At 68.5% G+C, this 20,169-nt stretch carries 18 protein-coding genes; 6 read left to right on the top strand and 12 right to left on the bottom strand.

All coding sequences use genetic code 11. The features are described 5' to 3' along the window. Positions 1-51: 51 nt before the first annotated feature. Complete coding sequence (locus tag DIE04_RS17775; protein WP_044845303.1) at positions 52-1,146, bottom strand: ABC transporter ATP-binding protein; 1,095 nt, start codon at positions 1,144-1,146, stop codon at positions 52-54. A 108-nt stretch (positions 1,147-1,254) separates the two neighbouring features. Between DIE04_RS17775 and DIE04_RS17770 the strand changes: the two genes are divergently transcribed. Further along, a complete protein-coding gene (locus DIE04_RS17770; protein ID WP_124521332.1) occupies positions 1,255-2,781 on the top strand; it encodes a PLP-dependent aminotransferase family protein in 1,527 nt (508 codons plus the stop codon). Positions 2,782-2,802: 21 nt separating this feature from the next. Here DIE04_RS17770 and DIE04_RS17765 read toward each other — a convergent pair whose 3' ends face one another. The 5 genes from DIE04_RS17765 to DIE04_RS17740 form a co-directional block, all read right to left on the bottom strand. Continuing rightward, a complete protein-coding gene (locus DIE04_RS17765) occupies positions 2,803-3,837 on the bottom strand; it encodes a lipase secretion chaperone (RefSeq protein ID WP_124521330.1) in 1,035 nt (344 codons plus the stop codon). A 3-nt stretch (positions 3,838-3,840) separates the two neighbouring features. After that, positions 3,841-4,935, bottom strand: coding sequence for a triacylglycerol lipase (locus DIE04_RS17760; RefSeq protein ID WP_124486408.1), 1,095 nt, complete (start codon positions 4,933-4,935; stop codon positions 3,841-3,843). 232 nt (positions 4,936-5,167) lie between these two features. Continuing rightward, the gene (locus tag DIE04_RS17755) at positions 5,168-7,300 is read right to left on the bottom strand and encodes a TonB-dependent copper receptor (RefSeq protein WP_124521328.1); all 2,133 of its coding nucleotides are present in this window, start codon (positions 7,298-7,300) and stop codon (positions 5,168-5,170) included. Positions 7,301-7,383: 83 nt separating this feature from the next. Further along, a complete protein-coding gene (locus DIE04_RS17745) occupies positions 7,384-7,752 on the bottom strand; it encodes a DUF2946 domain-containing protein (RefSeq protein ID WP_124521326.1) in 369 nt (122 codons plus the stop codon). Between the two features lie 156 nt (positions 7,753-7,908). Further along, positions 7,909-8,445, bottom strand: coding sequence for a cytochrome b (locus tag DIE04_RS17740; protein ID WP_124521324.1), 537 nt, complete (start codon positions 8,443-8,445; stop codon positions 7,909-7,911). Between the two features lie 231 nt (positions 8,446-8,676). Between DIE04_RS17740 and DIE04_RS17735 the strand changes: the two genes are divergently transcribed. Next, positions 8,677-9,315 carry a Pr6Pr family membrane protein gene (locus DIE04_RS17735; RefSeq protein ID WP_124486411.1) on the top strand — a complete coding sequence of 213 codons (639 nt, stop codon included), beginning with the start codon at positions 8,677-8,679 and terminating at the stop codon, positions 9,313-9,315. A 48-nt stretch (positions 9,316-9,363) separates the two neighbouring features. Here DIE04_RS17735 and DIE04_RS17730 read toward each other — a convergent pair whose 3' ends face one another. After that, complete coding sequence (locus DIE04_RS17730; protein ID WP_124486412.1) at positions 9,364-10,098, bottom strand: peptidoglycan DD-metalloendopeptidase family protein; 735 nt, start codon at positions 10,096-10,098, stop codon at positions 9,364-9,366. A gap of 427 nt (positions 10,099-10,525) precedes the next feature. Between DIE04_RS17730 and DIE04_RS17725 the strand changes: the two genes are divergently transcribed. Beyond that, a complete protein-coding gene (locus DIE04_RS17725) occupies positions 10,526-10,846 on the top strand; it encodes a hypothetical protein (RefSeq protein WP_044845295.1) in 321 nt (106 codons plus the stop codon). Between the two features lie 115 nt (positions 10,847-10,961). Here DIE04_RS17725 and DIE04_RS17720 read toward each other — a convergent pair whose 3' ends face one another. From DIE04_RS17720 to DIE04_RS17705, 4 genes are all read right to left on the bottom strand, one after another. Next, on the bottom strand, positions 10,962-11,306 hold the full coding sequence (locus DIE04_RS17720) for a DUF4148 domain-containing protein (RefSeq protein WP_044845294.1): 345 nt from the start codon (positions 11,304-11,306) through the stop codon (positions 10,962-10,964). Between the two features lie 200 nt (positions 11,307-11,506). Beyond that, entirely contained in the window at positions 11,507-12,919 is a 1,413-nt protein-coding gene (gndA, locus tag DIE04_RS17715) for an NADP-dependent phosphogluconate dehydrogenase (protein ID WP_124521320.1), read from the bottom strand. Positions 12,920-13,016: 97 nt separating this feature from the next. Further along, complete coding sequence (locus DIE04_RS17710) at positions 13,017-13,658, bottom strand: DUF938 domain-containing protein (RefSeq protein WP_124521318.1); 642 nt, start codon at positions 13,656-13,658, stop codon at positions 13,017-13,019. Continuing rightward, a complete protein-coding gene (locus DIE04_RS17705; RefSeq protein ID WP_124486414.1) occupies positions 13,655-14,551 on the bottom strand; it encodes an NAD-dependent protein deacetylase in 897 nt (298 codons plus the stop codon). The genes DIE04_RS17710 and DIE04_RS17705 overlap by 4 nt, the downstream gene beginning before the upstream one ends. Positions 14,552-15,733: 1,182 nt before the next feature. On the opposite strand from DIE04_RS17705, the gene DIE04_RS17695 reads away from it, so the two are divergent. Then, the gene (locus tag DIE04_RS17695) at positions 15,734-16,693 is read left to right on the top strand and encodes an LLM class oxidoreductase (protein ID WP_124521316.1); all 960 of its coding nucleotides are present in this window, start codon (positions 15,734-15,736) and stop codon (positions 16,691-16,693) included. Between the two features lie 352 nt (positions 16,694-17,045). Next, positions 17,046-19,520 (top strand): mechanosensitive ion channel domain-containing protein, encoded by a 2,475-nt coding sequence (locus DIE04_RS17690; protein ID WP_124521509.1) that lies wholly within the window; start codon positions 17,046-17,048, stop codon positions 19,518-19,520. 73 nt (positions 19,521-19,593) lie between these two features. Here the strand turns inward: DIE04_RS17690 and DIE04_RS17685 are convergent, their stop codons facing one another. Beyond that, complete coding sequence (locus DIE04_RS17685; RefSeq protein WP_124573158.1) at positions 19,594-19,809, bottom strand: hypothetical protein; 216 nt, start codon at positions 19,807-19,809, stop codon at positions 19,594-19,596. Here DIE04_RS17685 and DIE04_RS17680 point away from each other — a divergent pair. Beyond that, on the top strand, positions 19,789-20,046 hold the full coding sequence (locus DIE04_RS17680) for a hypothetical protein (RefSeq protein WP_124573156.1): 258 nt from the start codon (positions 19,789-19,791) through the stop codon (positions 20,044-20,046). The two genes, DIE04_RS17685 and DIE04_RS17680, sit on opposite strands and share 21 nt — an antisense overlap. Positions 20,047-20,169 lie beyond the last annotated feature (123 nt).

The following is a 20,169-nucleotide window of genomic DNA, read 5'->3' as shown; positions in this document are numbered from 1 at the left end:
GTGGGCAGTTGTTGTTGACGACGTGCAGCGATAAAGCGGGAAAACCCTGTGTCAGGCGAACACGCGCAGGTGCTCGGGCGCGAATGCGAGCGATACCGGCGCGCCGGGCGAGAACGCGTCGAGCGCGCCCGTGCCGAGCGGCACCTTCACGAAGCATTCGTCCTGGCCCGGCAGCGCGCAGCGCATGCGCACGTGATCGCCGAAATAGATGAGGCTGCGCGCCTCGCCGGTGACGCGGTTGGCGGTGCTGCCGTTCATGTGCCCGTTCGCGAGACTCATGCGTTCGGGGCGGATGCACGCGACGGCCGGCGCGCCTTCGGCCGCGTCGCCGATGCGGCGCCCGACGAGCTGCGTACCGTCGTCCAGCCGGAATTCGCAGAATTCGCCGTCGACGCGCGCGATGGTGCCGCGCAGCCGGTTGCTGTCGCCGATGAAGTTCGCGACGAATTCGTTGCACGGCGATTCGTACAGGCGGTCGACGGTATCGAGCTGCTGCACGATGCCCTTGTCGAACACGGCGACGCGATCGGACATCGTCAGCGCCTCGCCCTGGTCGTGCGTCACGTACACGAAGGTCACGCCGAGCTTCTCGTGCAGCGCCTTCAGTTCGTACTGCATGTGTTCGCGCAACTGCTTGTCGAGCGCGCCGAGCGGCTCGTCCATCAGCACCAGCTTCGGCTCGAACACGAGGGCACGCGCGAGCGCGATGCGCTGCTGCTGGCCGCCCGACAACTGCGCCGGATAGCGCTTCGCGAAACGCTCCATCTGCACCATCTTCAGCGCATGCGCGACGCGCTCCGCGCGCTCGGCGGCCGCGAGCTTGCGCACCGTCAGCGGATACGCGACGTTCTGCTCGACCGTCAGGTGCGGAAACAGCGCGTAGTTCTGGAACACCATGCCGATGTTGCGCTTGTGCGGCGGCACGGTATTCAGCAGTTCCCCGTCGAGGCGGATCTCGCCGCCCGTCGGGAACTCGAAGCCCGCCAGCATCATCAGGCAGGTGGTCTTGCCCGAGCCGGACGGCCCGAGCAGCGTCAGGAATTCCCCTCGGTGGATATCGAGGTCGAGCGATTTGACGACCAGCGTCTCGCCGTCGTAGGTCTTCCGCACGCCGCGAAAGCTGACGATCACATCATCGGACTTCATCGTGGCTGTCCCCTTGCTGCGCGACAAACGTTTTTGAGATGCGAGCCACTATAAGGCGCGCACGGTTCTATACTAGGGAACCATTTCAATATTCCTAGTAGGACCACTTTGGATACCGTGATCCTGGGCGACTGGCTCTCGGCCCGTCTCGACCGCGGCTCGTCCGAGCCGATGTACCGCCAACTGCTGCAACTGATGCAGCAGGCCATTCTCACCGGGGAATTAGGGCCAGGCACAAAGCTGCCGAGTTCGCGCACGCTCGCGGCAGACCTGTCGATCGCGCGCAATACCGTGCTGCACGTGTACGACCAGCTGACGGCCGAAGGCTATGTGCTGACGACGACCGGCAGCGGAACCTACGTGGCCGACACGCGGCCGGACGCGGCCGCGATCCGCGTGCCGGGCGCCGCCGCACCGCCGCCGTCCGATGCCGATGCGGCGCTGCAGCAGGACGCACAAGGCGGCCTGTCGATGCGCGGCCGGCAGCTGATCGAGCACGCGGGCGTGTCGCGGCGCCAGTGGGGCGCGTTCATGCCGGGCGTGCCGGACGTGTCGGAATTCCCGAGCCGCACCTGGAGCCGCCTGCAGGCGCGCCTGTGGAAGGAAGCGAATCCCGAATTGCTGACCTATGCGCCGGGCGGCGGCTACCGGCCGCTGCGCCGCGCGCTCGCCGACTACCTGCGCGTCGCGCGCTCGGTCAAATGCACGCCGGACCAGGTGATCATCACGACCGGCATCCACCAGTCGATCGATCTCGCGGTGCGGCTGCTGTCCGATATCGGCGATCGCGCGTGGGTCGAGGAGCCGTGCTACTGGGGCGTGCGCAGCGTGCTGCAGGCGACCGGCCTCGCGCTCACGCCGGTGCCGGTCGACCAGGAAGGCCTCGATCCGAGCGCGGGCGACATGCAGCATCCGCCGCGGCTCGTGCTCGTCACGCCGTCGCATCAGTATCCGCTCGGGATGGTGATGAGCCTCGCGCGCCGCCGGATGCTGCTCGAGTACGCACGCCAGCACCGCTGCTGGATCATCGAGGACGACTACGACAGCGAATTCCGCTACGGCAGCCGGCCGCTCGCGTCGCTGCAGGGGCTCGACGACGGCGGCCGCGTGATCTACGTCGGCAGCCTCGGCAAGATGCTGTTCCCGGGCCTGCGGATGGGCTACATGGTCGTGCCGGAGCATCTGGTCGACACGTTCCGCACCGGGCTGTCGGAGCTGTATCGCGAGGGCCAGCTGATGCAGCAGGCCGTGCTCGCGGAGTTCATCATGGACGGGCACCTGACTTCGCACGTCAGGCGGATGCGCACGCTGTACGGCGAGCGCCGGCAGTTGCTGATCGATGCGATCCATGCGCGCTTCGGCGACGCGCTGCCCGTGATGGGCGACGAGGCGGGACTCCATCTGGTGCTCGGCCTGCCCGACACGTGCGACGATCGCGCGGTCACGCAAAGCGCATTCGACGCGGGCGTGATCGTGCGCCCGCTGACCAGCTACTACAGCAGCCTGGACACTGCGCGGCGCGGGCTGCTGCTCGGCTACGCGTGCGTCGCGCACGAACGCATCGGCCCCGCGTTCGACACGCTCGCGGCCACCATCGAACAGCATCTGCCGCGGCGCTTCACGCGCGCGGCATGAGCGCGTGCGCGATTGCGCGCATTACTGCGCGGCAGCCGCGCCGCGGTCGAGCGACGCCGCGCGCAGCGCTTCGCCGGGCTTCGTGAACATGCGCTGCCGCAGCGCGGCGATCTGCGCGTCGCGATCCTGCGGCGACAATCCGGCCGCGCCGATCTGCGCACGCTGCGCCGCATAGTCGGCGTAGCGGCTCTGCCACGACGCGTCCTCCTGCTGCATCTGCGCGACGCGCGCGGCGGCTTCCGGGCCGAGTGTCTGCGTCAGTTGCGCGCGCATCGCATCGGGCGTCGCCCCGCTCTTCCGTAATTGCGCGATCTGGTCGATCGTGGCTTGCTGCCGGTCAGCCTTCTGCCGTGCCGCGCGTTTGTCGGCCGGCATCTGCTGCGCGAGCGCCGCGAGCCGCTCCGCCTTTTGCGCCTCCGTCAGCGCAGGGTCCTGCGTAATCTTCAGCCGCGCGAGATCGTAGCGCTGCCGCCACTGCTCGGTGCCGAAGAACGGCTGGCTCCAGTCGCCGAGCGTCCGATACGCGATCGACGCGCGCTGGTCGAGCGCGAGTTGCAGCGCGCCGAGATCGGACTTGTCGACCGCACCCGCCTCCGGCAGCTTCGCGAGCGCGTCGAGATACGCGCGGTATCGATGCCAGACATCGAGCGCCTCGGATTGCGCGACCGTGCCGTCGAGCTGGGCGGCGATCTCGCGCACGACGAGCGCATCGAGCGCGGGCGCGCTCAAGTCGCTCCGCGCGGTCAGGCAGTAGTCGAAGAAATCGCGCACCGCGCGCGACTTCGCGAGGTGGCCGCCGGTGTCGAGCGGCAGCCGCGGCGCACTGGAACCGGCGAGCGGCGGCGGCAGGCCAGCGCTCGCCGGCAATGCGGGCTGCGACAGCGCGGGGTTCGCGCCGCCGAGGGCTGCGGCATCCGCCGACGCATGCGTCGCGTCGGCACCGCGATGCGATGCCGTACCGGTCCAGATCGCGACGCCGGCGATCGCCGCCAGCCCCACCGCGCCGTAGACCACGACGCGCCGCGCGAGCGGCGCGCGTCCTTCACGTGTCGTCATCGATCACACGCCCGCGAGCTGCAGCCGGTTCGCATGCGTGCGGATCACCGCGACCGGATCTTCCGCATACGCACCGCGCACGCCGAGCAACTGGTTGATCTCGTCGAGATGGTTCCACTTGTAGCTCGTGCCCAGCACCTTCCCGTACAGCGCGCTGCACTTCGACACGAGCCCGTCGTTCTGGCCTGAGCCGCGATTGATCATCACCGTGCCCGTGCCGAACAATGCGAGTGTCGACAGGTCGAGCGCATTCGCCGGATCGATCACCGGGATCGTGCTGGTATCCGTCGCGCCGGTGACGCCGAATGCGGAAACGGTCGGCTGGACCGCCGTGCCGGCCCACGAATACAGCAGGTGCGTATTGCCGCCGACGGTCTCCGTCGGCGCGCCCGTCTGGCAACTGCCCGGCGCGCCGAGCCCGGCACTCGGGTAATTCCGGTTGTACGCGGCGGCCTGGGCGGTCGTCAGCGTCTTCAGTGCGGCGAGCGCATCCTGGTTCGTGTTGTTGCTGCTGCTCGTCAGGATGCCGAACACATTGACGAACGCGGCGATCACCGACGACGACAATCCGGTCGGATCGTAGGCGAGCACGCCCTGCACGAAATCGGCGAACTCCGAGCCGCGATGCGGCGTGCCGATCGTCGTGACCGACGCGACGAGATCGGGCGCGACGGCAGCGACATAACGCGACGTGAGGCCGCCCTGGCTGTGACCGACCAGGTTCACCTTGGTCGCGCCGGTCGCGGCAAGCACCGTCTTCACGTAAGCGAGCAGCTGTTCGCCGCGCCCGTTCGGCCCGTCGTCGCTCTGGAACCCCGACAGGTTCGCGACGTAGACGGTCGCGCCGTGCTGCTGCAGGTCCTCCTGGATGCCGTACCAGTACTCGAGCACGCCCGCGTACTTGTCGGTGCCGGTGAGCCCGTGCACGAGGATGATCGGGTAACGCGTCGCCGCGTAATTGTCCGCCGGCGCGGTTGCCGCCATCGCCGCGTGCGTCGTCGCGAGCGTCATCACCGCGGCCGTCCCCGCGAACGGCGCGACGCTCATCGCGCATGCCACTGCCCCTGCCACCATCCTGGAACGCATCGATCTGGCCATGCATGTTCTCCTGATTATTGTGCTGCCGGTGCGAATGAGATCGGATCGACGCGCACGGCACGTCGCGAACGGTCGCGGGTACCGTGTGCATCGAATGCGGGAGTGAATCACGAGTCGCGAACGTTTGCGCCCTGACTAGATACGGTTCTCTAATCGGTTGACGCGCCCCGCCCGTTCGGGCGGGGGCTGCATTCACGCGCCCGCATGCTGCATCGCACACGCGCGCCGCACGTCACAGTTTCGCGCTCACGCGCACCCATGCCGTGCGCCCCGGCTCCATTACCGGCGCGTTCGCCGGATAGCCGAAGCCCGCGTTGCCGGCGAGGTTGAGGTGCTCGGTGTAGGCCTTGTCCAGCACGTTGTCGACGCCGATCGAGATCTGCACCTTCTTGCTGACGTTGTACTGCGCATGCAGCGACAGCACGCCGAAGCCGGCGCTCGGGCCGAAGTCCTTGCCGACCACGTTGCCTTCGTTCACCGCATAGCGATGCTGCGGCGCAACGACCCGCCACAGCCCGCCGGCCGACCATGCGCCGCGCGTGTACTCGAGCCCGAAGCGCGCCTCGAGCGGCGGCATCTGCGGCAGCGGATCGCCACTCGTCGCGTTGCGCCCCCACGCATACGCGAGCGACGTCTCGACGCGCAGCGGCGCGACCGGCCGCCACGATACGCCGGCTTCGCCGCCCATGATCTGCGCGTTGACGTTGGTTGCCTGTGTGGTCGTTCCCATCATCCCGGCCGCGTAGTTGAACAGGATGTAGTCCTGTACATATCCCGCGTAGGCCGACACCCATGCATCGAACCGATCGCTCTTGTACTGCGCGCCGATGTCGAGCTGCGTGGTCTTCTCCGGCTGCACTGCCGAGAACGCGTTGATCGAGCCGGCGGGCCCGCGCTTCGCGGAGAACAGCTCCCAGTAGTCGGGATAGCGTTGCGCATGGCCGATCCCCGCATACCATGTGACCGGCAGCGACGCGAGATCGCGCTCGTAGCGCACGAATCCGCTCGGCAGCACGCGCGCGCGATCGTCGTCGAAAGTCGGATTCGGCTTGCTCGCCATCATCCCGCTCGTCGTCGCACGCTTGTCGCGCGCGCTCGCGTAGTCGACCCGCGCGCCGCCGATCACGCGCGACGCATCGCTCGCATACCACGTCAGCTCGCCGAACGCACCGGCGTTCCACATCGTCGCCTGCGCATTCCACGGCTGGTCGCCGTAGTTCTGCCGCCCCATCGCCGAGCGCGCGTCGAGCCGGTTCGACTGTGCGTCGACGCCGGTCACGAGCTTGAAGTCGTCACCGAAACGGAAGGTCGCCGCCGCCCGCGCGCCGAGCGTGCGGCGCCGCACCTCGGATGCCATTCGCATCGGCATGCTGCTGGTCGGGTCGGGCTGCCGCAACGTATAGTTGTCCATCACGTGGTCGGCTTCGTTGTAGTACACGCGCGCCTCGATCCGGTCGAGCACGTCGCCGAGATGCCGCTTGTCGAACGACAGGCCGAACGTCTCGCGGCGGAAATGCGCGCCGTCCATCCCGCGCCCGGCGTAGCGCGCATAGCCGTCGCCGGTGCCCGCCGTCAGCTCGACGCGCGTGTGATCGTCGGGGGTCCAGCCGAGCGCCGCGTCGGCGTTCCACTTGTCCCATTGCGACGGCACGGCATTGCCGTTGCCGTCGTCGTAGTCCTGCGCATGCGCGTGGTTCGCGGTCACGCGGCCGTAGACGTCCGGCGTGCCGGCCGTCACGTCGACGTTCTGGTCGTTGCGGCCGAACGAGCCGCCGACCACGCTACCGTCGAACCTCATGCCGGGACGCTCGAAACGCGGCGTCACGCGTTCGAACAGCACGGTGCCGGCCGAGGCGCCGGGGCCGTACAGCACGGTCTGCGGGCCCTTCACGACCGTGACCTTGTCATAGCTTTCCGGCGCGATATACGAGGTCGGCGCGTCCATCCGGTTCGGGCAGGCGCCGAGCGTCGGCATCCCGTTCGCGAGGATGTTCAGCCGCGAACCGAACATCCCGCGCAGCACGGGGTCGCCGTTCGTCCCGCCGCTGCGGATCGACGTGAAGCCGGGAATCGTCTTCAGGTAGTCCGCGCCGTCGCTCGCCGGCAGCGGCTGGCGCGGCGTCTTCGGATCCGTGACGACGACGAGCGGCGTCGTCAGCGGCGACGCAACGACTTCGACGGGCGGCAGCAGCGTGGCCGCGTCGTTCGTCGGCGCCCCGGACGCACGTGCGGATTCGGTCGCGGCCGCCGCCGCGGTCATCGCGCCGACGGCGAGCGCGGGAACGGTGAGTTTCAGCATGCGCGACACGCGCCGCACACGGGAATGGCGCGACGCCCTCGGCGCGCGCAAGGAAAGAATGGTCATGATCGAAAGCCCGAGTGACGCCCTCCACGCGGCCTCGACGGACCGCACGGATATCGGCGATGAAAGAAACGGAAGGCAGCGCGTCAGGCGCGCTCGGGCGGTGCGCGTGGATATGCGCGCGGGTAGCGGTCGGCGCGCGCCGCGACGGCATGCGGCGCGGCGGCGGAAACGGCATGAGCGGGGACGAAGGCGAACGATACGGCGGCCGCGCCGCCGATCGCTGGACTGTGCGCGAAGAAGCCGCAGTAGCCGCACGCATCGAGATGCCGCGCGTAATCGTGCGCGTGGCCTGCATCGGGCGCACGGTGCGCACCATGCTCTGCACTACAGACGATTGAGTCGGGAGTCGTCGCCTGCGCGATGCGCCACTGCGACACCAGCGGCGCCGCGATCGCGAGCCAGATCGCGAACACGCCGAGCCAGGCGGTCAGGTGACGATGTCGGTGCAGCATGCGCGGCGATGCGTAAGCGGAACGTAAAAACAGCCGAGATGTTACAGAATGTTCGCCGCGATGGCCAGCCGCGCGTCGGGGTAAACGGATCGGGGGCGCATGGTTGCGTCAACAACCATGCGCCCCCGGATGCTGCGCGGCTTCAGCGCGCGGCGATCACGGCGCCATGCGTCGCAGCACGTCGTCGCGCCGGATGAAGTGGTGATAAAGCGCGGCCAGCGCATGCAGGCCGATCACGAAGTAGAACGCGTTGCCGATCAGTTCGTGCGCTTCCTTGATCGTCGGCCGCAGCGCCTTGTCGGGGCCGAACAGCGTGAACGACACGCCGATCCAGTCGAGCGACACGGGCTTGCCACCCATGTTGATGAGCATGATGCCGAGCAGCGGCTGCGCGATGATGAAGACATACAGCGCGACATGGGCGAGCATCGACAGCCACTTGAGCAGCGTCGCCTGCGGAATCGGGTCCGGCACGCGGCTGATCATCCGCCACAGCACGCGCAGCACCGACAGCACGAGCACGAACGTGCCTGCCAGCAAGTGCACGTTCATCCAGAACACGCGGCTGTCGCTGCCTTTCGGTCCGCGAATCTCGATGGCCAGGTAGGCGAGTGCCACCAACAGGAAGATGACCCAGTGGAAGAAAATTGCGGGCGCGCTGTAGCGCGTCTGTTTCGCGAGGATGTTTTTCATGCGTTGTCTCGTGTTTCTCGTGTGGTATGCGGGGGAGGCCCGTGCCGGGCTGGCCGGTGCCCGGCGGCTGCCCCGATTGTAGCCTCGCGCGTGGCCGGCGTTGTGCGACCGGATCAAATATCCGACGAATCCGCGCGGCCCGTTCCACGGTGCCGCCATATGGAAAATCCGCATCGCGCGCGTGCGCGGCTGTGGCACGATGAAGCTTTGGTGCGACGTTGCGCGGGCATCATGAGCAAAGCGATCTTCGTTGCGGCCTACCGGCTGATCGCCGCGTTGCTCGCGGTGTCCACCACGCTGCACAGCGTCGCCGGCAACTGGGGCATGCCGGCCTTCCATCTCGGCAACTACCTCAGCTACTTCACCCAACTGAGCAGCCTGTATGCAGCGGCCATGCTGGTCGCGGGGCTGTCGCGCATCACGCGTCCCGGCTCGGCCCGCTACGAATCGATGCGCGGCGCCGCCGTGCTCTACGTGCTGATCACCGCGATCGTCTACGAACTGCTGCTCGCACGGCTCGATGCGCTGCGCCACGTCACGCCGGCCCTCAACAACTGGGTCCTGCACCGGATCGTGCCGCTCGTGGTGCTGTGCGACTGGCTGTACGTGGAGCCGCGCTCGCCGATCCCGTGGCGCAGCGCGGTCGCGTGGCTCGGCTTTCCGGTCATCTATCTCGGCTATACGCTCGTGCGCGGCGCGCTGGAGAACTGGTATCCCTATCCGTTCGTCGATCCGCGGCCGCACGGCTACCTGCCGGTCGCGATCCAGTGCTCGCTGATCGCGCTCGGCGCGGCAGGGCTCGCGCTAGGCATCCGCTGGCTCGGCAATCATGCGAGGCAGTCCGACGCCGCGGCGCTCGAGGAAGGGTGAAGGCGGGAGCGTGTGCGCCGCACGGCGCACACGTCGTGAAGCGGCGCGTCAGCCGCCGTTGCGCGGCAGGAAGTTCATCGGGTCGACGACCTTGCCGTTCTGCCGGACTTCGAACTCGAACGTCGCGCGGCCGCTCGCGTCGGTGCCCATCTCGGCGACCGGCTGGCCCGCGCGCACCGCGTCGCCTTCGTTGACGAGCAGCCTGCCGTTGTGCCCGTAGGCCGTGATGAGCCCGTTGTCGTGCTTCAGGATCACGAGCGGGCCATACGCCTTGACGCCGGAGCCGGCGTACACCACCCGCCCGTTGGCCGCGGCCCGCACCGAACGGTCGGGCCCCGACGCGGCGATCACGATGCCGCGCGTCTTGCCGGCCGAGAACGGCGTCGCGACGATACCCGTGGCCGGCCATGCCAGCGAGCCCGGCTGCGCGGCCGCCGCGGACGGCTGCCCGAGCGACGTCGCCGCAGGCGGCGGCGCGACGCGCAGCACCTGGCCGGGATACACGGCGTCATTCGGCGACATGTGGTTCCAGCCGGCCAGGTCCTGCACGCGCTGCCCGTAGGCGGCGGCGATGCCGGCGAGCGTGTCGCCCGGATTCACGCGGTAATAGCCGGCGATCACACCCGGCGTGGCGACCGACGCCGGCGTCGACGGCCGCACCGGCTGCCAGCTGTCGGTCCACGGCGTCATCGTACAGCCCGTCAGCGCGGCGGCCGCGGCGACGAACGCCGCCTGCGGCAACCAGCGCGTGAGCGCATCGTGGATCGGAATCGTTTTTCTCAAGGGTCCTCCCGGATTTGCGTCGTTGCGCCGCCCACCGCCCTCCGGCGTGCGACGCACGATGTCCGGCCGAACGGCCGGACCAACCAGTATCCGACCGCTCTCGCGGCCGTCAGTTTCCACCGCGGGACGTCGACGCGAAAGGGCTCACCGGCCCCTTTTTCGCGCCATTTCTGCGTCGTCCCGACCGGCAAAGATACCATTTGTCGCGGTCAGGACCGCGGCAGGCGCCCCAGCCGGCAACAATCTTGCGGCGCCACGAACGGGTGCCGGCGGGCTGCGGGCCGCGCCGCGCAGGGTGTCCCGCGGACTTCGGGCCGGCCGTCCCGCGGCGGGCAGCCGTATCGCGCCCATGAGCGCCGCCCCGCTGCCGGCCGCCTCCTATACTCGGAGGAGCACCGCACGTTCCAGCGATAACGAGGAGAAAACCATGAACAATGCGACGTTTCTGTCCGTGCAGCTCAACGCCGAGGATTTCGCCGGTTCCAGCGGCCTCGTCGAACTGCTCAACCGGCACCTGCTGTTCGCGACGGACGTCGCCGAAGCCGCGGACGCCCTCGTCCAGCTGGCGAGCGTCGCGCACCTGAGCGGCGCTACCCGGCACAGCGTCGAGCTGCCGGTACTCGCGATCGAGCGGCTGCGCGACGCGCTCGACACGCTGAGCGGCTACGACGAAGCATGGCTGCAGGCGCTGGAACCGGGCGACGCGCTGTTCCGGGACATCGGCCGCGGCCCGCGGCCGCTGCACTGACGCGGCGGGCGCCGCCAATGAAAACAGCCCGTCGTTCCGTGATTCGGAACGACGGGCTGTGTGTACTGCGCAGGGGTCAGATCAGGCCGCCCATGCGGCCGGCGATCGATGACGATCAACGACCCTTGTAGACCGGTGCACCGTCCGACACGCGCTTGACCTGCCAGCCGGTCTTGGCAGCGGCCGGGGCGCCCGATTCTTGCTGGGCGGCCGGTTGCGCACCGTAGCCGCTCGTATCGGCAGCGGCGACGTTCTGTTGCGGGTTTACGCGGGCTTCAGCTGCCTGGATGCTTGCCGGGTAGTCGGTACGGTCGCTGCCCAGCTTGTAGCCGGCCTGTTGCAGCTGGGCCAGTTCGGCCTTCACCTGCGCACGGGTGACGGGGGCGTTCTGTTGGGCGAACGAGACGGCGGGAACGGCGAGGACGGCAGCTGCAGCGAACGTTGCGATCAGCGATTTCATGATTACCTCCGGGATTTTTTTGCTCCGCCGCACACACCATGTCTGCAGCGATGGAACAAAGTTTAGCCCCGAGATCACCTAGGGAAAACCATGAAAGAGCGAAAACACTGTTTCCTCGGAACCAACAATTGCGGGATCCGGGAACGAAAAACCCTACTCAAGGAATAGAATTTCGCAACAATACCGTCCTCGCCTGCCGGTTACGACCAGTTCGCGTGGAAGCTGCCCGGCTTGTCGGTACGCTCGAACGTGTGGGCGCCGAAGAAGTCGCGCTGCGCCTGCACAAGGTTCGCCGGCAGCCGCTCGGAACGGTAGCTGTCGAAGTACGCGACCGCCGACGCGAACGCCGGCACCGGCACGCCTGCCTTCACCGCGGCCACCACCACGTCGCGCAACGACGCCTGGTAATTCGCGGCGATGTCCTTGAAGTACGGGTCGAGCAGCAGGTTCGCGAGCGCCGGATCCTTCGCGTACGCGTCCGTGATCTTCTGCAGGAAACGCGCGCGGATGATGCAGCCCGCGCGGAAGATCTTCGCGATCGTCCCGAGATCGAGGTTCCAGCCGTACTCTTCGGATGCCGTGCGCAGTTGCGCGAAGCCCTGCGCGTACGAGATCACCTTGCTCAGGTACAGCGCGCGGCGCACGGCTTCGACGAACGCGGCACGATCGCCGTCGAACGGCGCGGCGGCCGGGCCCGACAGGATCTTGCCGGCCGCGACGCGCTCGGTCTTCAGCGACGACAGCACGCGCGCGAACACCGACTCGGTGATCAGCGGCAGCGGCACGCCCAGGTCCAGCGCGTTCTGGCTGGTCCACTTGCCGGTGCCCTTCTGCGCGGCGCGATCGAGGATCACGTCGACGAGGTGCTTGCCGGTCTCTTCGTCCTTCTTGCCGAAGATCTTCGACGTGATCTCGATCAGGTAGCTGTCGAGTTCGCCCTGGTTCCACTCGGTGTAGACCGCGCCGAGTTCGTCGTTGGTCAGGCCCGCGACGTCCTTCAGCACCGCATAGCTCTCAGCGATCAGCTGCATGTCGCCGTACTCGATGCCGTTGTGGACCATCTTCACGTAGTGGCCCGCACCGTCCGGCCCCATGTACGCCACGCACGGCTCGCCGTCCGACGGCGCCTTCGCGGCGATCTGCTTGAGGATCGGCTCGACCAGGTCGTACGCGTCGCGCTGGCCGCCGGGCATGATCGACGGGCCGCGCAGCGCGCCCTCTTCGCCGCCCGACACGCCGGTGCCGATGAAATGCAGGCCCGATTGCGCGAGCTCCTGGTTGCGGCGGATCGTGTCCGTGAAGTGCGTATTGCCGCCGTCGATCAGCACGTCGCCCTTCTCGAGCAGCGGCTTGAGCGATGCGATCGTCGCATCGGTCGCTTCGCCGGCCTTCACCATCATCAGGATCCGGCGCGGCGTCTCGAGCGACGCGACGAACTCCTCGAGCGTATAGGTCGGCACCAGATTGCGGCCGGGGAATTCGGCGATCAGTTCGTCGGTTTTCTCGCGGCTGCGGTTGTACACCGACACCGCGTAACCGCGGCTCTCGATATTGAGTGCGAGATTGCGGCCCATCACCGCCAGCCCGATCACACCGATTGCTTGTTTGCCCATTAGTCAATTCTCCGGAAAAAACGGGGCGCGACCCGAGCCGGGCCGCGCGCACAGGCGAAAGGATAGTGGAAACCCGGCCGCGATGCGCGCTTGCGTGTCATTGCTCCGCGTGCGGCAGGCGCCGGAACACGACGCTCAGGTTGTTCGCCGGCATGTCGACGACCTCGATGCAGTCGAGCCCGCGGTCGAGGCCGAGCGCGACGACCGCCTCGAGATCGCGCACGCCCCACGACGGATCGCGGCTGCGCAACTGCTGGTCGAACGCCTCGTTGGATGGCGCCGTGTGCCGGCCTGCGAGGCGATACGGGCCGTACAGGAACAACACGCCGCCCGGACGCAGCACGCGCGACGCGCCGGCGAACAGCGCATCGGTGCAGGCCCACGGCGAGATGTGGATCATGTTGATGCAGACGATCGCGTCGAACGCCGCGGCCGGCCACGACGCGTCGCGCACGTCGAATGCCAACGGCTCGGCCAGGTTCGCGAGGCCGGCATGCGCGACCCACGCGGCGATCGAGCGGCGCGCGTGCGCGTCGGGATCGCTCGGCTGCCAGCGCAGCCCCGGCAGCGCCTGCGCGAAATGGACCGCATGCTGCCCGGTGCCGCTCGCGATCTCGAGCACGTCGCCGGTAGCCGGCAGCACGCGGCGCAACACGTCGAGGATCGGCCCGCGATTGCGCTCGGCCGCCGGCGCCGACAGCCGCGCGGACGGATCCGACGACGACGTCGGCCCGGTCACGATGCGTGCTCCGGCGCGCTGCCGGCGACGCCCAGCCGCGCGTTCAGCGCGTCGAGCGCGGGCGCGCAACGCGCCTCGACCTTCAGCGTCAGCATCGGATCGGCACGCGTATGGCCGAGGTTCAGCGCGGCGACGGGCTTGTTCTGCGCCTGGGCCCACACGCAGAACCGGTAGCCGGAATACACCATCAGCGACGAGCCGACGACGAGCAGCGCATCGGCCGCATCGAGCGCCTGCGACGCCAGCGCGACGCGCTCGCGCGGCACGTTCTCGCCGAAGAACACCACCGCCGGCTTCAGCAGCCCGCCGCAGGCCGGGCAGGCCGGGATGCGGAACGTGTCGAGCGCGGCCCATTCGAGATGCGCGTCGCCGTCGGCGGCGGGTTCCGCGTGCGCGCCGAGCAGCTCGGGGTTGTCCGTTTCGAGCACGGCCTGGATCGTCGCGCGCGCGTGATGCGCGCCGCAGTCGAGGCACGTGACGCCGTTGATGCCGCCATGCAGTTCGATCACGTCGCCGCTGCCCGCGCGCTGGTGCAGCCCGTCGACGTTCTGCGTGACGAGGCGCTCGATCCGGCCGGTGCCGCCGAGCCGCGCGAGCGCGACATGCGAGCGGTTCGGCTGCGCACGGCCCACCACGGGCCAGCCGATCATGCTGCGCGCCCAGTAGCGGCGGCGCGCAGCGTCGGAACCGAGGAATTCGTGGAGCTGGATCGGCGGCGAGCGCATCCATTGACCGTTGCGGTCACGATAGCCGGGAATGCCGGAATCCGTGCTGATGCCCGCACCGGTCAGCACGAGCAGCCGCGGATGGCGCTCGACGAACGCGTGCAGCGCATCGAGCGCGGCCGGTTCGATGCCGGCGGATGAGGGGTCGGGCAAGGCGATGTCGTTCATGTTGGCGGCGCGTGATCGGGCGCAGTGGCCGGCCGTGCGGCCGGCGCGCCAGCACATGATACAGAACGCCGCGCGATCCGGCCGGCGGTCCGCGCGCGACACCGGCGCCGCAAAAAAAAGACGCCCATCGACCACATGGCGATGGGCGCATCAACAATTGATCCATCGGGGTAGTGGATCAACTGACAGCACAATGTCGTCGGATCCGCCGCAGCGCTGCCGGCAGACCTTCCCCGGGACTACACCTTCGAATTCCTGAAATTGCCCTGATGTTTGCGAGGATCGCCGCGCGGCACGGCGCACGGCACACGCACGCATGCTTCGCGTGCGGCGCGCGTGCGTTTCGCGCGTCGGCATGACGATCCGGAAGTCATGGTCGCCCATCCGCGCACCGGCGGTTCATCCCCGACGGCCGACCGGCACGGGTCGGCCTCGTGCGTCACGCCTGCACGTCGTCGTTCGGAACGAACCGGATGGGTCCGGATGAAGCAAAAAGCCGCGCGCTCATGTCGCCGTAATCAACGGCGACGCGAAATCACGGGCAGGTCGGCGATTCATGTTTGCAACATGGCACGTTGCGATTCGGTCTGTTCTCATTCTCTTGTCCCCGTCTTCGATGCGTCCGACCTACTGAAGCGACGGCCGGGCCCCTGCTGCGCCCGGCGATCGCGCTCACGGCGCCTACAGACATGCAAGGAGCGCACCATGCTTCGCCGTGCAAGGCTGCGCGGGCCGTGAAACGACCCCGATGCAAATCGCACGACGACAGACAGGCGCGAACGTTTCGAAAGTGAAACGAGGGGAAACGGCCCGCGCGATCGATCGCGCCGGACACGACGTCGGTGTTGCACGCATGTGACGCGTGCGCGGGCGGCGCGTTTGTGTCGGTTCGATGCCGACGATCCGCTTACAGTCGCGCGACCCTGGTCGCGCATGCATGGTCGAACGCGCTCGTCGAACCTGTGAGCGCCGCCTGCAACCACGGACAGCACGCTGCTCGCCGCAAGACCGGCCACCACGCGCTGACGTACGTTCATGCCGATTGATTGCCGGATGACCGAAGGTGCCGATCATGCCAATACCGCCGATACCGCCGCGCGCCGCAAGCGGCGCGCAAACACGTTAGCATTCGGACACGGTGCGGCGCGCGCACCGGCTTCGCCTCGTCTCCAAGGAACGAACATGACCCTGCCCGCCTCCGGCCGCGCCGACGTCGCGCGGCGCGTTTTCTCGGCCGAGCGGCTGTCGATCGGCCTGACGCTGCCGCTGCTGCGCAGCGGCCATACCGTCGCGGATTTCAACGAGCAGCTCGAACTCGCGGCGCTGGCCGATTCGCTCGGCTTTCGCGCACTGTGGGTTCGCGACGTGCCGCTCAACAGCGCCGATTATCCCGACCCGGTCGGGCATCTCGATCCGTGGGTGCTGCTCGGCGCGCTCGCGTCACGCACGCGCCGGATCGTGCTTGCCAGCGGCGCGATCGTGCTGCCGCTGCGTCATCCGCTGCATATCGCGAAAGGCGCGCTGTCGGTCGCGACGCTGTCCGGCGGGCGCTTCCTCCTCGGCCTCGGCTCGGGCGACCGGCCACCCGAATATGCGGCGTTCGGCGTCGACGCGCAAACGCGGCGCGACCGGTATCGCCGGCATTGGGACATCGTCGCGGCCGCGCTCGGCGTGCCGTCCCGTGTGCTGCCCGACGAGACGCCACCCGACGCGCCCGAGTTCACGCTGATGCCGCGCGGCGACGACGCGGTGCCGATGCTTGCCGTCGGCTCCGGCGGACAGAGCGTCGACTGGATCGCACGGAACGCGATCGGCTGGATGACCTATCATCGCGACCCGGATACGCAGCGCGCTCGTTATTCAATGTGGCGCGCGGCCGTCGACCGGCTTGCACCGCCGGGCTTTCGCGCGTTCGGCGTATCGATGCGGCTCGATCTCGATGCGAATCGCGATGCACCGCCCACCGCGCTGCCGCTCGGCTATGCGACCGGTCGGAATGCGCTCATCGACATCCTGCGGGACATGCGGGCAGCCGGCACGCACCACGTCACGCTGAATCCCGGCTCGGACCGGCCCGTGCGCGAGGTCATCGAGGAAATCGCCGAGCATGTATTGCCGGTCTTTCACGACGATCAGGGGTGATTCATCAGGAATCCGGAATTCTCCACCCATAGCCCATAGTCGAAGCCACGGTTGGCCACCCATCGAATCACCGGCGAGCACGTCTCGTTCCCGATCCTGCGCTTTCGCTTGCGGCGGGACCGCATGCCAACACCCGACGACCCGCCCTCATCACGGATCGTGAACGGCCGGCGCGAGACACCGCCACGCGAAAGGAACCGCACGGCAGCGCGCAAACGCACGCACCGCCTGCCGCATGCCCGATTCGAATATTCGTCGACGGAACTATCCGGTTCCGCTGGCAATCATGTTAACTTCCGTCCATCGTCCAGACCGGCGGGTCACGTTCCGATGCGCGCCCGCACGCCTACCCATGCGATATTTCCTGCTCGGCTGGCTGCTCGCCGCCGTCGTATCGGCCGCCCACGCGGCCGCCCCTGCCCCGGCCGCCGCCTCGGCCGCCTCCGGCGCCGTGCCCGCGCTGACGCCGCAGCAGGCGCAGCAGGCCCTCTCCGTCCTGCAAAACCCGCGCGAGCGCGAGCAGGTCGAAACGACATTGCGCGCGATCGCGGCCGTCGGCGTGCTGAGCACGCCCGCGCTTGCGGCGAGCGCCGCGGCGCCGGCCAGCGCGGCATCGGCTGGCACCGCTCCGGCCGCACTCACGACGAACGGGCTCGCGTCGATGCTCGTGCGGCAGGGATCGCGCTGGGCCGGTGAAATCGGCGGCGCGCTGAACGAATCGCTGCGCTCGCTGCTCGATGTCGGCTCGGTCGGCAACTGGTGGCACGAGCGGCTCGTACGCGCCGACCAACGTGCCGATCTCACGCGCGCGATCTTGATCATCCTCGCCGTGCTCGTGCCCGCACTCGCCGTCGAATGGTTCGCGAAGCGGCTGCTGCGGCGCGCGCTGGCCGCGCTGAGCGCGCGCCGCACCGAATCGTCGCGCCGGGCCGATGCCGACGCCGATTCAGCTGAACCCGAACCGCCCGGTCCCGGCGACCGCGCTTCGACGCCGGAACCGGCCGCCACCGCTGCCCGTGCCGACGGCACCGGCACGCCCGATACGTCGTCGCAAGGTCGCGGCCATGCGCGGCGCCACACCACGCTGCTGCGCCGGATGCCGCGCGCACTGGTCAGCCTCGCACTGCGGGTGATACCGCTGCTGGTATTCGTCGGCATCGCGAGCCTGACGATGTCGGTCCTCGACGGCGCCGGCACGCCGACCCAAACGGCACTCGAATCGCTGATCGACATCTACGTGATCTGCCGCCTCGTGACGATCGTCAGCCGGCTGTTCTTCCAGCCCGACGCGCGGCAGCTGCGGCTGCTGCACATCAGCGACGCATGGGCCGCGTTCGCGCAGCGCGCGATCGCGCGGATCGTGATGGTCGTCGGCGCCAGCACGGCCGCGGTCGAGATCGCCGCGAGCTTCGGCCTCAGCGACGCCGGTCACGTCGCGCTGCTGAAGGCGGTCGCGCTCGTCGGCCACTTGATGATCTCGGCGCTGATCCTCCGGTCCCGCCAGCCGGTCGCCGCGCGCATCCGCGCGGCCGGCGAGGATCGGCCGGCCTTCGCGATGGTCGGCAATGCGCTCGCCGACGCGTGGGCGCCCGTGTCCGTGTTCGTCGTGATGGCGTTGTGGTTCGTGTGGGCGCTCGACGTCCACAACGGCTACCGCGTGCTGATCACGCTCGGCGGCCGCTCGATCGCCGTGATGATCGGCATGCGGATCGTGTCGATCGTCGTGTTCGGCGCGCTCGCGCGGGTGTTCCAGCGCCGCGACGACGACCGCACGCTCGTCCACCTGCACGCGTACCGCTACTACCCGCTGGTGCGCCAGGTCGTGTCGGCGGCGATCGCCGTCGTGACCGTCGTGCTGCTGCTGCAGACCTGGGGCGTGCCGATCTTCCACGCGTTCGCGACCGGCACGATCGGCCATCGGCTCGCGTCGGCGCTGATCACGATCGCGATTGCAGCCGTCGTCGCGCTGATCGTCTGGGAAGCCGCGAACATCGCAATCGAGCGCCGCCTGCAGCAGTGGACACGCGAAGGCAACCTCGTGCGCGCGGCGCGCTTGCGCACGCTGCTGCCGATGCTGCGTTCGCTGCTGTTCATCATGATCGCGCTCGTCGTCGTGCTGACCGGCCTCAGCGAAATCGGCGTGAACATCGGTCCGCTGCTCGCCGGCGCCAGCATCTTCGGCGTCGCGCTCGGCTTCGGCTCGCAGAAGCTCGTGCAGGACTTCATCACCGGGATCTTCCTGCTGATGGAGAACGCGATGCAGGTGGGCGACTGGGTCACGCTCGCCGGCGTATCCGGCACGGTCGAATATCTGTCGATCCGCACCGTGCGGCTGCGCGCGGGCGACGGATCGCTGTACACGATCCCGTTCAGCTCGGTGACGACCGTCAACAATACGAATCGTGGGCTCGGCAACGCGGCCGTCAAGGTCAGCATCGCCTACGGCCAGGACATCGATCGCGCGATCGCGACACTGAAGGAGATCGGCGCCGCGTTGCGCGACGATCCGGATTACAAGGACGGCATCCTGTCGGACTTCAGCTACTGGGGCATCGACCAGGTCGACGGCGCGGCGATCGCGCTGGCAGGACAGATCCAGTGCAAGGACTCGGCGCGCTGGGGCGTGCAGCGCGAATTCAATCGGCGCATCGCGGTGCTGTTCCGCGAACGCGGAATCCGGATCGCGAATCCGCAGCGCAGCCTGGTCGCGTATGACGAAGGTTCGCGGCCCGTCGCGCCCGAGAACGATGAGAACAGCGACCACGCCGCCGGCACGCCGGACGCCGAACCGCCACCGCCCGTTGCGCCGGAGCGCAAGCCGGACTGATCGTACGGATGCCGCTGGCGCGACCACCGCCGGTCGCGCCGTGCGCGCGCCAACGAACGACGGATAGCCGCGCTCAACGCGCGGCGGTTTTCTTCGCGCGCCGAACGCGCTTCGCTGCGTTCGCCGGCGCGGCCGGCGTCGCGCCGGCATCCCGCTCACCGCCGCGCACGCTGCCGGCCGGATCGCCGCCGACGATCTTTCGGTGCGCGCGGTTTACCGCGACGGTTGCCCGAGCGCCATGTCGCAATTCATCGAGGACTTCAATGCCATGACCGTTCGCCTCAAGCACGCAATTACCTTCGAAACGACCTCGCCCGCCGATGCGGACTGCATCGTGCGCGCGCCGCTTGCGGAACTCGAAGCGCGGCTCGACGAGATCAAGACACTTGCGTCGGCAAGCGGCGACGCGCCGGACGAACGCCTGCTGCACTGTATCGACGGCCTGTTCCGGCTCGTCGACGACCTGCAGGCCGTCGAGCGGCACGACACGCCGAAGCTCGAGCTTCGGCGACGGGAGCGCCGTTGAAGTTTCCGTGCGAATGGCAGACCGGATTGCGTTACGCATTCGCCGGCGAGCGCGCTGCGCGACGCGTGACCGGCTCAGCCGGTGTCTACGGCTCGAATGTTTCCTCCACAACCATTCGCTCAT

The organism is Burkholderia sp. Bp8994 (assembly GCF_003853805.1).
Taxonomy (GTDB): Bacteria; Pseudomonadota; Gammaproteobacteria; order Burkholderiales; family Burkholderiaceae; genus Burkholderia.
This window is presented reverse-complemented; position numbering and strand designations above follow the sequence as displayed.

Coding starts and splice junctions, on each gene's coding strand:
- DIE04_RS17680 (WP_124573156.1), top strand. CDS start 19,789: ATGACCGTTCGCCTCAAGCACGCAATTACCTTCGAAACGACCTCGCCC.
- DIE04_RS17740 (WP_124521324.1), bottom strand. CDS start 8,445: ATGAAAAACATCCTCGCGAAACAGACGCGCTACAGCGCGCCCGCAATT.
- DIE04_RS17720 (WP_044845294.1), bottom strand. CDS start 11,306: ATGAAATCGCTGATCGCAACGTTCGCTGCAGCTGCCGTCCTCGCCGTT.
- DIE04_RS17690 (WP_124521509.1), top strand. CDS start 17,046: ATGCGATATTTCCTGCTCGGCTGGCTGCTCGCCGCCGTCGTATCGGCC.
- DIE04_RS17705 (WP_124486414.1), bottom strand. CDS start 14,551: ATGAACGACATCGCCTTGCCCGACCCCTCATCCGCCGGCATCGAACCG.
- DIE04_RS17765 (WP_124521330.1), bottom strand. CDS start 3,837: ATGACGACACGTGAAGGACGCGCGCCGCTCGCGCGGCGCGTCGTGGTC.
- DIE04_RS17745 (WP_124521326.1), bottom strand. CDS start 7,752: ATGCTGCACCGACATCGTCACCTGACCGCCTGGCTCGGCGTGTTCGCG.
- DIE04_RS17755 (WP_124521328.1), bottom strand. CDS start 7,300: ATGACCATTCTTTCCTTGCGCGCGCCGAGGGCGTCGCGCCATTCCCGT.
- DIE04_RS17775 (WP_044845303.1), bottom strand. CDS start 1,146: ATGAAGTCCGATGATGTGATCGTCAGCTTTCGCGGCGTGCGGAAGACC.
- DIE04_RS17735 (WP_124486411.1), top strand. CDS start 8,677: ATGAGCAAAGCGATCTTCGTTGCGGCCTACCGGCTGATCGCCGCGTTG.
- DIE04_RS17695 (WP_124521316.1), top strand. CDS start 15,734: ATGACCCTGCCCGCCTCCGGCCGCGCCGACGTCGCGCGGCGCGTTTTC.
- gndA (WP_124521320.1), bottom strand. CDS start 12,919: ATGGGCAAACAAGCAATCGGTGTGATCGGGCTGGCGGTGATGGGCCGC.
- DIE04_RS17760 (WP_124486408.1), bottom strand. CDS start 4,935: ATGGCCAGATCGATGCGTTCCAGGATGGTGGCAGGGGCAGTGGCATGC.
- DIE04_RS17725 (WP_044845295.1), top strand. CDS start 10,526: ATGAACAATGCGACGTTTCTGTCCGTGCAGCTCAACGCCGAGGATTTC.